General features: G+C 60.7%; 15 protein-coding genes. 6 read left to right on the top strand and 9 right to left on the bottom strand.

What is annotated here, in order from left to right:
* Positions 1-17: 17 nt before the first annotated feature.
* Together argS and KX928_RS09610 are read right to left on the bottom strand one after the other, a co-directional pair.
* Positions 18-1,760 carry an arginine--tRNA ligase gene (gene argS, locus KX928_RS09615; RefSeq protein WP_219501450.1) on the bottom strand — a complete coding sequence of 581 codons (1,743 nt, stop codon included), beginning with the start codon at positions 1,758-1,760 and terminating at the stop codon, positions 18-20.
* A 256-nt stretch (positions 1,761-2,016) separates the two neighbouring features.
* Positions 2,017-3,159 carry a deoxyguanosinetriphosphate triphosphohydrolase gene (locus KX928_RS09610; RefSeq protein WP_219501448.1) on the bottom strand — a complete coding sequence of 381 codons (1,143 nt, stop codon included), beginning with the start codon at positions 3,157-3,159 and terminating at the stop codon, positions 2,017-2,019.
* A gap of 83 nt (positions 3,160-3,242) precedes the next feature.
* On the opposite strand from KX928_RS09610, the gene KX928_RS09605 reads away from it, so the two are divergent.
* Positions 3,243-3,566 (top strand): HesB/IscA family protein, encoded by a 324-nt coding sequence (locus KX928_RS09605; protein WP_219501446.1) that lies wholly within the window; start codon positions 3,243-3,245, stop codon positions 3,564-3,566.
* A 41-nt stretch (positions 3,567-3,607) separates the two neighbouring features.
* On the opposite strand, the gene KX928_RS09600 is transcribed toward KX928_RS09605, so the two are convergent.
* Together KX928_RS09600 and KX928_RS09595 are read right to left on the bottom strand one after the other, a co-directional pair.
* Entirely contained in the window at positions 3,608-4,657 is a 1,050-nt protein-coding gene (locus tag KX928_RS09600) for a DUF6902 family protein (protein WP_219501444.1), read from the bottom strand.
* Positions 4,658-4,748: 91 nt separating this feature from the next.
* A complete protein-coding gene (locus tag KX928_RS09595; RefSeq protein WP_219501442.1) occupies positions 4,749-5,030 on the bottom strand; it encodes a DUF6749 family protein in 282 nt (93 codons plus the stop codon).
* A gap of 353 nt (positions 5,031-5,383) precedes the next feature.
* On the opposite strand from KX928_RS09595, the gene xth reads away from it, so the two are divergent.
* The 3 genes from xth (at position 5,384) to KX928_RS09580 (ending at position 7,552) form a co-directional block, all read left to right on the top strand.
* Complete coding sequence (xth, locus tag KX928_RS09590) at positions 5,384-6,166, top strand: exodeoxyribonuclease III (protein WP_219501439.1); 783 nt, start codon at positions 5,384-5,386, stop codon at positions 6,164-6,166.
* A 92-nt stretch (positions 6,167-6,258) separates the two neighbouring features.
* Entirely contained in the window at positions 6,259-7,143 is an 885-nt protein-coding gene (locus KX928_RS09585) for a hypothetical protein (RefSeq protein WP_219501437.1), read from the top strand.
* A gap of 7 nt (positions 7,144-7,150) precedes the next feature.
* Positions 7,151-7,552: a hypothetical protein gene (locus tag KX928_RS09580; protein WP_219501435.1), complete on the top strand. Its 402-nt coding sequence runs from the start codon at positions 7,151-7,153 to the stop codon at positions 7,550-7,552.
* A 23-nt stretch (positions 7,553-7,575) separates the two neighbouring features.
* On the opposite strand, the gene KX928_RS09575 is transcribed toward KX928_RS09580, so the two are convergent.
* Both KX928_RS09575 and KX928_RS09570 read right to left on the bottom strand, forming a co-directional pair.
* On the bottom strand, positions 7,576-8,160 hold the full coding sequence (locus KX928_RS09575) for an HNH endonuclease (RefSeq protein WP_219501433.1): 585 nt from the start codon (positions 8,158-8,160) through the stop codon (positions 7,576-7,578).
* Between the two features lie 222 nt (positions 8,161-8,382).
* A complete protein-coding gene (locus KX928_RS09570) occupies positions 8,383-9,438 on the bottom strand; it encodes an alpha/beta hydrolase family protein (protein WP_219501431.1) in 1,056 nt (351 codons plus the stop codon).
* 128 nt (positions 9,439-9,566) lie between these two features.
* Between KX928_RS09570 and KX928_RS24235 the strand changes: the two genes are divergently transcribed.
* Positions 9,567-10,571: a helix-turn-helix domain-containing protein gene (locus KX928_RS24235; protein ID WP_219501429.1), complete on the top strand. Its 1,005-nt coding sequence runs from the start codon at positions 9,567-9,569 to the stop codon at positions 10,569-10,571.
* Here KX928_RS24235 and KX928_RS09560 read toward each other — a convergent pair.
* From KX928_RS09560 to KX928_RS09550, 3 genes are read right to left on the bottom strand one after another with little or no spacing between them, the layout of a single operon-like run.
* The gene (locus KX928_RS09560) at positions 10,568-11,233 is read right to left on the bottom strand and encodes an alpha/beta hydrolase (protein ID WP_219501427.1); all 666 of its coding nucleotides are present in this window, start codon (positions 11,231-11,233) and stop codon (positions 10,568-10,570) included. The two genes, KX928_RS24235 and KX928_RS09560, sit on opposite strands and share 4 nt — an antisense overlap.
* Positions 11,230-11,877 carry a DNA-3-methyladenine glycosylase family protein gene (locus KX928_RS09555; RefSeq protein ID WP_219501425.1) on the bottom strand — a complete coding sequence of 216 codons (648 nt, stop codon included), beginning with the start codon at positions 11,875-11,877 and terminating at the stop codon, positions 11,230-11,232. Before KX928_RS09555 ends, KX928_RS09560 begins: the two co-directional genes overlap by 4 nt.
* Positions 11,859-12,575 (bottom strand): precorrin-6A/cobalt-precorrin-6A reductase, encoded by a 717-nt coding sequence (locus KX928_RS09550; protein WP_257883649.1) that lies wholly within the window; start codon positions 12,573-12,575, stop codon positions 11,859-11,861. The genes KX928_RS09555 and KX928_RS09550 overlap by 19 nt, the downstream gene beginning before the upstream one ends.
* 102 nt (positions 12,576-12,677) lie before the next feature.
* Here KX928_RS09550 and KX928_RS09545 point away from each other — a divergent pair, with 102 nt between their 5' ends.
* Positions 12,678-13,901 (top strand): MFS transporter, encoded by a 1,224-nt coding sequence (locus tag KX928_RS09545; protein WP_219501421.1) that lies wholly within the window; start codon positions 12,678-12,680, stop codon positions 13,899-13,901.
* Positions 13,902-13,906 lie beyond the last annotated feature (5 nt).

Below are 13,906 nucleotides of genomic sequence, written 5' to 3'. Positions count from 1 at the left end.
GCGAAGGGAGCGATTTGCTACCGCATTTCCTGCGCCGGTGTGACACCGAGAATACCAAGACCGGCTGCAATTACAACGCTCGTGGCGCGTGCAAGGGCGATTTTCGCCGCTGTGACTTTTGGGTCATCCTGAACAAAGCGCAAGGAAGGCAGATCATTGCCCTTGTTCCACAGCGCGTGGAAGGTCCCGGCCAGTTCATAAAGGTAGAACGCCACCCGGTGCGGCTCGTTGCTGCGCGCGGCGGTTTCAACAAGGCGCGGCCATTCGGCCAGCTTGGCCGCAAGCCCCAATTCGGCCTCATGATCAAGCAGGCCAAGATCGGCCGCCCGCAGGCTGGCGTCATCCACGGCAATGCCCGCTTCTGTCGCTTTGCGGATGACCGAGGCCACCCGCGCATGGGAATATTGCACGTAGAACACCGGGTTTTCGCGCGACTGTTCCATCACCTTGTCGAAATCGAAATCGAGGGTCGCATCGTTTTTACGCGTCAGCATCACGAACCGGGTGACGTCCGGGCCTACCTGGTCAACGACATCCCGCAGGGTCACAAAGGTCCCTGCGCGCTTGGACATCTTGAACGGCTCGCCGTTCTTGAAAAGCCGCACCAGTTGCGTGAGCTTGATATCAAGCGACACCTGACCATCGGACAGCGCGGAAACCGCCGCTTTCATCCGCTTGACGTACCCGCCGTGATCCGCGCCGAAGATGTCGATCAGCGCATCGAACCCCCGGCTCACCTTGTCGTAATGGTAGGCGATATCGGGCGCGAAATAGGTCCAGCTGCCATCCGATTTCTTCACCGGGCGATCCACGTCATCACCATGTTCGGTCGAGGCAAAAAGCGTCTGCTCACGCGGTTCCCAGTCTTCGGGTTTTTTGCCCTTGGGCGGTTCCAGCACACCTTCGTAAATCAGACCCTTGCCGCGCAGATCGTCAATGGCAGCTTCGATCCGCCCGGTGCCATAAAGCGATTTCTCGGAGTAAAAGACATCCATCTCCACCCCGAGCGCCTTGAGATCGGCGCGGATCAGATCCATCATCGCATCGGTCGCGAAATTGCGCACCTCTTCCAGCCAGACCTCTTCGCCCTTGTCGACATAGGCATCACCCACCTTGTCCTTCAGCGCTTCGCCCACGGCGATCAGGTAATCGCCGGGATAGGTGCCATCGGGGAAAGCGACCTCCTGCCCGTGGGCTTCGAGGTAGCGCAGATACACCGAGCGCGCCAACACATCGACCTGCGCACCACCGTCATTAATGTAGTACTCCCGCGTCACATCGAAGCCGGCAAAATCCAGCAGCGACGCCAGCGCATCGCCGAACACCGCGCCCCGCGTGTGCCCCACATGCAGCGGACCGGTGGGGTTGGCGGAGACATATTCGACGTTGACCTTCCTGCCCTGCCCCAATGTTCCCCGGCCGAAATCGGTCCCTTCTGTCAGCACGGCGGCAACCACTCCCTGCCAGACCGTGGGCGACAGGCGCAGGTTCAAAAAGCCGGGGCCCGCCACATCCGCGCTGGAAATCCGATCATCCGCGATCAGATGCGCCGCCAGCGTCCCGGCAATATCCCGTGGTTTTTGACCCGAGGGCTTCGCCAGCACCATGGCTGCATTCGTTGCCATGTCGCCATGGGCTGCATCGCGCGGCGGTTCGACCGTCACACTGTCCATGGTCAGACCGTCCGGCAGTTGCCCGGCCGCAACCATTTGCTGCAAACAGTCCAATACAAGCACGCGGATATCGGCGAAAAGGTTCATCTTTGGGTTCCTAACAGAAGCTTTGCGCGGTTTATCACGCCCAAAGGCCGGGTCAACCGCACATGCCCCGCAGCTGGATTGCAAAGCCGGATCATGGTGCGCGCGGCACGTGCCCGGAAAAAACCATCCTGCCACTTCCAAGGTCGAAACCGGATGCAATGAGCCTGCCGCCCTTGTGAAAGACGTGTCCGACACCAATCAGAAACACCCAATGGCGCCTCGCAACCTGGCGCGAGACGCGGGCGTTTGCATATCGCTACCTGCCGGCGATCAGACGCTCATGCTCCTGAAGGGCGAAGCGGTCGGTCATGCCTGCGATGTAATCGGAAACGATCCGCGCCAGCGCGGTTTCGCCCCGCGCCTCATCGACGTCCTTGCGCCACTGTTTCGGCAACTGGTCGGGATGCGCTATGAAATGGGGGAACAGGTCCGCCACGACACGGGTCACCCGTGCGCGCATTTCAATGACGCTTGGCGCGCGGTACATCCGGTCGAACAGAAAGGCGCGGATGACCTTCAGGTCTGCAAAGACATCGTCGCTGAACCGGATAATGGTGCGCCCTGCGCCCCGTATGTCGTCAACCGACTGCGGTTGCAGTTCCATCAGGCGTGCCTGTGCAAATCTGATGACATCCTCGACCAGAATACCAAAGAAGCGGCGCAATGCTTCATGCCGTCGGCGGTAATAGTTGAGGCCCGGATAGCGCCCGTCGACCTCTTCGAAGCAGGCATTCAGGATGGGCAATGCCGCCAATTCGTCGGTGGAGAACAATTCTGCCCGCAACCCGTCATGCAGATCATGATGATTATAGGCCACGTCATCGGCAATGGCGGCAACCTGTGCCTCAGCGCTGGCGAAAGTGTCCAGTTCCAGATCATGTTGCGCATTGTACTCTTGCAGCGCCCACGGGATATCGCCGGTGACGGGCCCATTGTGCTTGGCCAGGCCCTCCAGCGTTTCCCATGTGAGGTTCAATCCGTCGAAATCCGCATAGTGGCGCTCAAGGTTGGTGACGATCCGGATCGCCTGCGCATTGTGATCGAACCCGCCGTAGGGCGCCATCAGCTCCGACAGCGCATCCTCGCCCGTGTGGCCGAAGGGCGTGTGCCCCAGATCATGTGCCAGCGCGACCGCTTCCGTGAGTTCGGGGTTCAACTGAAGCGCACCGGCAATGGTGCGCGCCACTTGCGCCACCTCGATGGAATGGGTCAGCCGGGTCCGGTAATAGTCACCTTCATGCTCGATGAACACCTGGGTTTTGTGCTTGAGCCTGCGAAAGGCGCTTGCGTGAATAATCCTGTCCCGGTCACGCTGAAAACATGACCGAAACGTGCTTTCCTCCTCCCGCACGCGCCGTCCCCGGGCGCGCAACGGATCGGAGGCATAAAGAGCCGTCATTGCTGGCGTGTCCTTGTGGCCTGTCCTGTGAGTTTCTATATTGCACTCACATCGTTAATGAAACCGCTTGACGGAGCCCGCATATGCAAATGCCTCCCACAGTTACGCCCCGCGCCTTTGACCGGCTGGCCGAAATCGGTGCCGCAACCGACGGCAAAGCACTGCGGATTGCTGTGGAGGGCGGTGGATGTTCCGGATTCCAGTATGAAATCGCCCTGGACGAGCCGCGCGAGGATGACCTCGTGCTTGAGGGCGCCGGACAAAAGGTCGTGGTTGATTCCGTGTCCTTGCCCTTCCTGGGCGGGGCAACCATCGACTTTGCCGAGGAATTGATCGGCGCCCGATTTGTCATCAACAACCCGAATGCGTCAAGCTCCTGCGGGTGCGGCACCTCGTTTTCAATGTAACATTAAGTTTGCTCGGTATTTGCCTGTTTTAAAGTTGATTTTTAGATATCAGCTCTGGAAAACCCTTCGAAGAACGCGCTGAACTTATCCGATGACTGCTCCGCGCCCGTAAGAATTTCCACCCCGTCCGCCCCGACCGCGTCCGTCATGCCGCGCCGCATCTGCGACCAGTCTGCACTGCGGGCGGGTCCAAGGTGGAACATATATTCAGACATGGCCCGCAACGGCCCCTTGCGGCCCGTGTGACGGCAGATTTGCAATCCGCCCGCTTCCGGCACGCCCGGAAAGCCCGGCCTGTCAGCAAACTGCGCCCACCAACTGGCAACGAGGTATTCATGATAGCAATCGGAGCGGCCGTCGCCGCTGCCGTTCAGGACAAACCCACCCATTTCCTGCGCAATCCAGTCCTCCCAGATCGCACTGGGCTGCTGCCCTGCAAACCGCATGGCAACGCAGATCTCAGCCAACAGGTCAATATCCTGATCAAGGTAGGACAGCAGACCTGCAAATTCGAGACTGACAATGGCCGCATCGTCGAGCTCGGGATCCAGCTTGCCGTAGTCGGACAGATAGAAAACGATATGCGTCAGCTCGTAGGCGACCTTCTTGTTCGGCAAGGCGAAAGTATCCGAGCGGTTGATGAAAGTGCGCAGCCGCTGGTGCAGATCGGCACTTGGGGTGCCAACCTCGCGGCGCGCCAGCAGGCGATGTGCCTCCGCCCGTTGCAAATCCGACAGCTCCGCCTCAACCAATCCCATATCGGCCGCCCATCGGCATAGCTCGGCCCCCTTGCCGCCCGCCATGCCCAGATCTTCCAGATCCAGACAAATCGACAGAAGGAAGCGGTAATATTGCGGGAAAAAGCGCAAGCGCTCCTCAAGCCCTTCGTAGACACGTGCGTAGGGCGCCAGAGCCTTTTCTGTCAGACGGGCACCGCTGGTGGCGAGGATATTAAGAATTTCAGCGTTTTCCTTTAGCCAGAACACATCGTCCGGGCTGCGCCGGTTACAGGCAAAATTTTCGAGTAGAAGAGACTGGCGTTCTGCCAGCCCCGGTCTGCGCGGCAGACCCAAAGAGACGACGTTAGACATGGGGGTTCTTCCTTTGTCCTGAGGATCTGCCGCGCAAGGCTCATGGTCGAAGCGGGGCCAACATACCATTCGGCTTCGACCAGAAGATCAGTTACATGGACGTGGTGAACAGGCCGGTTGCCTCACCCGAGAACGCGTCACGGCCGGAGACCATGCTGGTGGTGAATTGGCCGGTTTCCGCGCCAGCGAAAGTGTCCGCCTGCGGACCCATGGACGTGGTGAACAATTCGGTACCCTGGCCGCTCATCATGTCGGTGCCGGCGGGGCCCATGCTTGTGGTGAAAAGCGCCGTGCCTGCGCCGCTGTGCAGGTCGGTCTCAGTGCCGAAAAACTCTTCGGAAATCAGTGGTGCGGCAAGTGTGTTGGTCTTCATATCGTATCCCTTTCAGATGAAGTTTGTATCGCCCTTTCACGCTTGCTCGTTTAAGGAGAGTTTCCAAGAATTTTTCACGTTAAGAATGTGTTAACCATTACTTATCCACACGAATTTCGCGTGTTAGCGCCAACCACTTTTGGAAGGTTCACGACGGTAATCTTGGTTAATTTTTTTTTATCCACAGAGGATAACTCTGGGGATATTAACCATTTAAGCCCGATTTGCGTTAACTATTAACAAGAATCACCCCTGACGCGGCGCGGGAATCGCAACGGCATTCCGGCGTCTGTGCCCTTGCTCTGGAGGCAAGCTTGCGCGATAGCAGAGAGAACCCGGGGAGAAGTGTCATCATGAAAATCGCCACGTTCAACATCAATGGTATCAAAGCGCGCATCGAGGCGCTGCCCGCGTGGCTGGACGAGGCGACCCCCGATGTTGCGATCTTGCAGGAGATCAAATCGGTCGATGAGGCTTTTCCCGCCGAAATCTTCGAGGAACGCGGCTACAACGTCGCGACACACGGGCAGAAAAGCTTCAACGGCGTTGCAATCCTGTCCAAGCGGCCGCTGGAGGATGTGACCCGCGGCCTGCCCGGCGATGATAGCGATGAACAGGCGCGCTGGATCGAAGCTACGGTGATGGGCGATACCCACCCCCTGCGCCTCTGCGGCCTCTACCTGCCGAACGGCAATCCCGCCCCCGGCCCCAAGTACGACTACAAGCTGGCGTGGATGGAGCGTTTGCTGAAGCGGGCGGAAACCCTGCTTGCAGAAGAAACGCCGTTTTTGATGGCCGGGGACTACAACATTATTCCGCAGGCCGAGGATGCGGCCAAACCGGACAGCTGGCGCGATGATGCGCTGTTCCGGCTCGAAAGCCGGACCGCTTTTCGCAAACTGATCAACCTTGGCCTGACCGAGGCCTTCCGGGCGCGGACACAAGGCCCCGGACACTATAGCTTTTGGGATTATCAGGCCGGTGCGTGGAATCGGAACAACGGCATTCGTATCGATCACTTCCTGCTTTGTCCTCAGGTTGCGGACATGCTGCAGGACTGTCAGATCGACATGGAGGTACGGGGCCGGGACAAACCGTCAGATCACGTGCCGGTCTGGGTGGAGCTTGCGGCCTGACCGCAAGATATCGCATGGCCGCCGCCGCCAAGCCATAAATTCGCTTGGATCACGGGCACATCCTGCTAACCTGTGGTTGAGGAGCTTGCCTGATGAGAACACATGCGCCGCCGGGACCGACCCCCGCGCCCGCGCCCACGGGGCAACAGGCGCGACTGGTTGCGTCGGCTGCCGGGCTGGCGACGCTTCAACAGCAGGCCGATGACAGTCAGGTTGTGGCGCGGCTGGCTGTGCTTCAAAGGAAAGCGGACCGGAAAGCCAGCGCGCCCGCGCCCTCGGACCCTCCCATTCAGCGCGAAAAGAACATCGGGCTGGGGTTCACCGATCTGGAGAATGACCGATACGGCGAAGATGCCTTCGGCAAATCCGCCAGTTCAAAGGGAAACCTGAGCAAATTTCGAACCGAGCTCGACGCGGAAGGTCCGGGCGCATTTGTCAAAGGTCTGGCCAGTCAGCGGCAGGGTGGCCAGATTCAGGGCATCTTCACCGGCGGCATCAAGAAAGCAATGGAACAATCCCTGACAATAAAACAGAACCTCGCGGGGTTCACCCAGGAACAGATCGACCACGCCCGGAACCACCCGCCGATGCTGAGCGAGGAAGAAACCCTTGCCGCGCAGGCAGCTGTTCCGATTTATGCCAGCATGCCCGGTACCTCCGCCGAGTTATGGAGCGCGATGAGCGATGTTGCCGGTCCGCTGGGCTTCAGCAAGGGGAATGCGGCCATTTCCGTATGGGAACTGAGCCATATGCTGCACAACCAGACGCTTTTCGCAAAGACCGAGTTTTATGACTACAATGCCTCCGATGACGTGCCGAACACCGTCCCGCTGACACCTGAGCAGCTGGAAGCCAAGGGCATCGAACTCAGCGAGGACGATCAGAAAACGCTGGCCGAACTGGGCATCGAGGCGCCGCAGGGCCGGTCGGGCGGAAACTGGTTCACCAATCTCTTTAAGTGTTGTTTTGGCGGGTGATCGAACGATGACGCAAGAGGCAACCCGACAGGTTCAGATCGAGATGCTGCGCGGCGACGCCCACGTCCTGTTTCTGCAGGCAACCGACGACGGTGCGTTTCAGCGTATGGGCACCAGGGAATTGCGCCAGTCAGACGGTGTGCTGGTGAAGGGCCAGTTGGACGAGGAGGCTGCCAACAGCCTTTTCAGCGCCATTCCGGATGATTTTGACGAAACCGCCGGGCATTACAACGATCCCGATGCCGAGGGCGACCGGATGGGGCTGAGCATTGTGGTGAAGCGCAATACCGACGAGCATGTATTCCAGATGGTCTACGGCAGCCAGTCTGCGGGCCCGACAGAGGATATCAGGGATTTTGTCCTGAGCGCCATTCGGCTGACCGAACCCGCGTATCAGGCACTGCGCTGAAATATCTCCGCCCGGCGGGCACGTCAGGCTTCGAGTTCCGCGTCCCAGTACAGGAAATCCATCCAGCTGTCATGCAAGTGATTGGGCGGAAACTTCCGCCCCATGTTGCGCAGCTCTTCAGCGCCCGGCTGTCGCGGCGGCTTGCGCAGGGACATACCTGTCCGGTGCAGCGGTTTAGAACCCTTTTTCAGATTGCAGGGGCTGCACGCGGCCACGACATTCTGCCAGCTGGTCACGCCGCCTGAGGCGCGGGGCACCACGTGGTCAAAGGTCAGTTCACCCTTTGCGCCGCAGTACTGACAGCGAAATTCATCCCTCAGAAATAAATTAAAGCGCGTGAAGGCCACGCGCTTTTGAGGTTTCACATAGTCTTTCAGGACAACCACCGAGGGGATCCTGATTTCGGTACTCGGGCTTCGGACAATGTCTTCGTATTCAGCCACGATATCCACCCGGTCGAGCCAGGCCGCCTTGACCGCCTCCTGCCACGGCCAGAGCGACAGCGGGTAATAACTGAGCGGTCGGTAATCGGCGTTCAGCACCAGGGCAGGACGGTGCCTGAGTGCCGCCGGTTTGCGCGTAAAATCTGTCCTGAAGTCGCCATCCATGTCCGGGCTAACCCTCTACCGCTTTTCCACAAGCCTCACGCCAACCGCGCCACCAGCGCACGAGTCATATTCAGACTATATATCGTGGTCCGAAGCTGACAAGCCCTCGTTTGACCACAACATCTCGCCATCGAGATAGGTGATTTCGGTAACGATAAAGTGACAGTTATCCACAGTATCGGTCCGGCGGCCTGCAAAAGCCGCCGAACCGCGGCTACCCTGCTATTGTGAGACGATCCCGGTGTCACGGAAATGATCCATGACAAGATCAAAGATACGGTCATGCTGTGCGGCCCGATGCTGCATGCCCTTGATACAGACCATCTCGTCCCCCGGTAATTCGCGGGCGAGAATCTCATACCCGCCTTCGACGCATTGGCCCATGAAGTCGAAGTGCCCCACCGTCGACAGTTCGATATGTGTGACCCTGTCGCGGGGCAATGCGGCGGCCAGCGCGCGGGATTCCACATCCTGCATCAGCATATCCTGCCGCCCCGAGCCCAGCACGAGGATCGGCATATCGATCTCGGCAAGGCTTTCAGGATCAAAGGTCTGGGTGCCACCGATATCCATGGCGATCGTGGTTCTGATCCGGGGATCGGAACGGTCGCTTTGCAGCATGTCCAGATCTGCCGGGTCCGTGCCGACCTGCCACGTATCCAGCGCTTCACAATCCGCGCGCATCGGCACAATTGCACAATAGTCGGCAAAACCCTCAGCATCGTGCCGGGCACCGCTGGCGGCCATCACCGTGTAGCCGCCAAGCGAATGACCGGCGGCCGCGATCCGCGTGCCGTCAATGTGGTCGGCAAAACGCGGGTCGGTCAGGACCTGGTCCAGGCTCACCGACAAATCCGTGGCGCGCAGCCAGAGCCGCCGTGCTTCGAATGCGTCACGGTCAAAGCTGGTCGTGCCGGGATGGTTGGGAAGGACCGAGATGATCCCCTCGGCGGCCAGCCGCTTTGCCAGCCACGCCTGGTTGACCGTATTGCCGTACATACCGTGCGAAATCAGCACCAGCGGAAAGACACCGGGAGCAATGCGGGCGTCCAGATGTCCGGTGATGTCACGCCAGACAGCGCTGCCGCGCAGAAGGCCCGGCGCGCCTTGCGCATGGGATGGGTACCAGACATGACCGGCAAGCGCGCGCTCTCCGCCGGGGTGTTCGGCTTTGAATTCAGCCACGGCCGGTGCGTATTCGGCCGCGTCGGTGGAGGCGGCGGTCAGCCCGAAGACAATGGCCGCGCCCAGACAGAGTTGACGAAGGTTCGTGTTCATTTTTGGACCTCACGAGGTTGGTGTTGCGATGATCCTCACTTGAGCAACTCGCCGATTTCAGGCAATGCCATGACTGTCCTGAAAGCTGTTTCAGGACAGCTGCGCGCAATGAAGGACAGGTCTGACCCGTGATTTCCGTCCCCCTGCCCCTTTTCCTGACCTTTCTGTCCGCCGTCATCGGCGCTCTCGTTCTGACGCGGACATGGCTTCCGGGACCGGCCAAAGCGTTCTTTGCCGCTCTGGCAGCGCTGATCGCGGTGGAGACGCTCTTTGTCGCGCTCAGGTTTGCCTATCAGATCGAAGATGTGCTGGTGGTGCAAAGGCTCCTGCCCTTCTGGATCGGGCCGTTGCTGTACCTCGGCTATGTCGCTCTTTCGGATCGTGCCGCGCGGTTGCAGCGGCACGTTCTGCGCCACCTCGGTATTGCGACGCTGCTCACGGTTGTTGTCGCGGCATCTCCGCCTGTGCGGATCGCGCTCGATCTGCTGATCGGTCTGAGCTATGCAGCCTATGCCGTGCTCCTGCTGCGGCTCTGGCGCGCGGGACCGGACCGCCTGTCGAAGCTGGCGCTGGCGCATATCGGCTTCATGCGCCGGATGAGCCTTGTGGGGGTTGTCCTGCTGACAGTGACCTGCGCCATGGATACGCTCATCGCCGTGGATTTCGCGCGCAACGCGGGTGCAAATGTCGCGCGGTTGCTGTCGGTGGCCAGCATCGTGCTGATCCTGCTGCTGATCGGGGCCGTCGTCTTCACCATGCGGCGATCATCGGGCGCGCCGCCCGCGCAATCGCAAAGCACACAGGACGCGGAGATCGCGGCACAGGCCCGGCGGTTTCTGACCGACAGCAGGCTTTATGTGGACCCGCAACTGTCCCTCACCCGCCTTGCCCGCCGGTTGGGCGTGACGGACCGTGCGCTGTCGGAGGCGGTGAACCGCTCCAGCGGCAAAAACGTCTCGCAGTTCATCAACGAGTTTCGGGTGGCGGAAGCCGCGGAATTGCTGCGCGCCACCACGGACCCGGTGGGCGCGGTTGGCGAAGCCGCCGGCTTTCTCACGCGTTCCAATTTCTATGCAGAGTTTCAGCGGGTGATGGGGCAAAGCCCCGGCGCCTATCGTAAAGGCGCAGGCTAAAGGCTCAGCTTGTCGCGCATGAAGGCCAGCGCCACAGACAGACCGTCGGGCGCGATACCGTGGCCGGTGCCCTTCATGATATGGGCAAAAACATCCTGCCAGCCGGCTTCCTGCAGCGCCTCGGCCGCCTGCGGCAGGGATTGCGGAGGCACCACATCATCCTGATCGCCATGCACCAGCAAAACCGGCGGGCGGACAACGACTTCGTCGCCGAGGGTTTCGGGACTGAGCAGACGGCCCGAAAAGGCAACGATCCCGGCAATTTCGTCCTCGCGGCGCGGCGCGACATGCAGCGCCATCATCGTGCCCTGGGAGAAGCCGAACAGCACCACCTGTTCGGGCAGCACGTCCTCGTCGACCATCAATGCGTCGAGAAAGGCATTCAGGTCGTCGATGGCCTGCAACATGCCGCGCATCGATTCCTCTTCGGACGATCCGTCGATCCATGGGATCGGGAACCACTGAAACCCCATGGGCGCCCCGGCGCAGGCTTCCGGCGCATCCGGTGCCACGAAGAGCGTGTCGGGCAAATGTTCGCCCAGCGGGTCGGCAAGGCCGAGCAGGTCAGCGCCATTCGCGCCATATCCATGCAGAAACACCACCACGGACCGCGTGTCGCCCGATACCGGCGCGCGACGCCCTGCATTCAAAACCCTTGTCATGTAATACCGTCCCTTTGTTTTGCGTGTCTGTAGTAGGCAAAGAGCAAACGTGCTGCAACCGACCGCCAGGGCGACCATGCCTCCGCCATCTTCCGCAATTCCCGTTCCCTGGGCCGCGCAGGCATGTCGTAGATAAGCCGCGCCGCCTCCCGCAATGCGAGATCGCCGGGCGCAAAGACATCCGCCCGGCCCAGACTGAACATCGCGTAGATTTCCGCGGTCCAGACCCCGATGCCGGTCACCGCGGTCAGTGTCCTGACCACCTCGTCGTCAGGAACACGCCGCAGACTATGATAGTCGATATCAGCCGCTGCCAGAGCATGGGCGTACCGGGCCTTCTGGCGGCTCAAGCCCAGACCCCGCAGTTCCGCTTCGGTCCGTGCCCGAACGGCATCCGGCGTCACCACCCCGGCTGTCTGCAGATTGGCCCACAAGGCCTGTGCGGAGGCGGTCGAGACCTGCTGGCTGACAATGGCGCTGAGCAACTCCGCGAACCCGTCCGGTTTCCGCCTGAGCGGCAGGGGCTGTGTGACACGCAAGGCACGGGCGAGGCGCTCATCTTGTGCGGCAAGCCAGGCGGCGCCCTCGGCAACATCCTCGTCTGTGTGGATAATCCGCCCCGGTGTCACGCGTTTGCTTCCCATGCCAAAGCCTCGGCAATGGTTTCCACCACCGGCATCGCCACCGGTGTCTGGGGCCGTTCGATCATCAGGACGCGAATGCCCAGACGCCGCGCCGCAAGCAGTTTGGACATGCTGGCCGCGCCCCCCACGTTACGGCAGATCAGGCGGGTGACGCGGAGCTCGCGAAATAGGGTCTCTTCGCTGCGTTGCGAATAGGGCGGCGTTCCGAAACTGTAGGTCACAAAGGGGTACGGTGGCGGCGTAGCGGGTTTGCGGGTTTGGCGCAGAAACAGAACCCGGCCCCGGAATTCGGCAAATTCCGGCAGCGACGCGCGCCCGGTATTGCTGAAGACGCGGGCACCGGGTGGTACCGTGTCCGAGGCCTGTTTTACCGAAGCGCAAACCGTCCAGCGATCCAGCCCGGTGGCATGCCACGGCGGCCGCAGGATGCGCAGATAGCTCAGGTGCTGGCGCGAACAGATCCTCGCGGTGCGCCGCGAAATCTTGGCGTCGAACGCGTGGCTGGCGTCAATGACACAACGGACCTCGTTGGCGGCAAACCATTCCTGCAACGCGCTCGCGTCGTGAAAAGGTCCGATGCGGGTGGGCACCGGCAAAGTATCGAAGGCACGCTCCGGTTCGGGCAGGCTGGCGATGACATCTCGCCCGCGAGAGACCAGCTTGGCGATCACGCCATGCGCTTCTCTGGCTCCGGCCATCACTAGAACTTTTCCACCTCTTACCATGGTTTGACTGTATGCGAGATCATGACTTAGGCAAGAGGGCTTGCTCCCGACCGGCAACAGGAATACGCAAGGCGCATGCAAGCCGTAGACGACAGCCGCGCCAAACGAAACGTGACCGTGTTGGTCATGGCGCAAGCGTTTCTGGGCAGTCAGATCACCATGATGTTCGTCGTCGCGGGGCTCGCCGGGCAACAGATGTCGACCAACCTCTGCCTTGCGACATTGCCGATTTCGATGATCGTGTTCGGATCGATGACCACCGCGCCCTGGCTGTCCGGGCTGATGCAGCGTTATGGCAGGCGGGCTGGTTTTGTCGTTGGTGCCGCGGGGGGGCTGATCGGCGCGTCCATCTGTGCCTATGCGCTGACGCTGTCCAACTTCTGGGTGTTTCTGGTGGGCAGCTACCTCACCGGTATCTACATGTCTTCACAGGGTTTTTTTCGTTTTGCCGCCGCCGATACCGCCTCTGACGGATTTCGGCCCAAGGCCATCTCCTACGTGATGGCAGGCGGATTGCTGTCGGCCGTCATCGGACCGCAACTGGTGGGATACCTGACCAGCACAAACCCCGACGCGACGGTCATGCGGTTTTTCCCGGTGTATCTGGCAGCGATGGCGCTGAACCTGATGGGCATGTTCCTCTTCATCTTCCTCGACATCCCCAAACCGGTGAAACGCACCGCCGATGCACCGCGTGGCCGGTCGCTGGGGGAGTTACTGAAAACGCCGCGCATCGCGGTCGCTGTAATCTGTGCGATGGTGTCTTACGCGCTGATGAACCTCGTGATGACCTCGACGCCGCTGGCGGTCGTGGGCTGTGGCTTTGCGGTTGCCGATGCCTCCAACGTCGTCACCGGCCACGTGCTGGCGATGTTCGCGCCGTCGTTTTTCACCGGGCATCTGATCGTCAGATTCGGCGTCGAGCGGATCATGGGTCTGGGCCTGCTGATACTGGGGGGCGCCGGGGCCGTGGCCCTGTCGGGCGTTGAACTGAGCCACTTCTTTGTCGCGCTGATCCTCCTGGGCCTTGGCTGGAATTTTGGTTTCATCGGCGCGACGACAATGCTCGCCGGCGCGCATGAACCGCACGAGCGCGGGCGCATGCAGGGGCTGAACGACCTGCTGGTCTTTGGTGGCGTGACGCTGGCATCGCTGTCGTCGGGCGGTTTGATGAACTGCTCGGGTGGAACGCCGCAGGAAGGCTGGGCGGCGGTGAACATCGCCATGGTGCCCTTCCTTGTCTTGGCCGGCGGTGCGCTGATCTGGCTCATGCTGCGCCCGAAACCGCAAACCGCGTAAGTTAA

Source organism: Roseobacter insulae (genome assembly GCF_019375555.1).
GTDB lineage: Bacteria > Pseudomonadota > Alphaproteobacteria > Rhodobacterales > Rhodobacteraceae > Roseobacter > Roseobacter insulae.
This window is presented reverse-complemented; position numbering and strand designations above follow the sequence as displayed.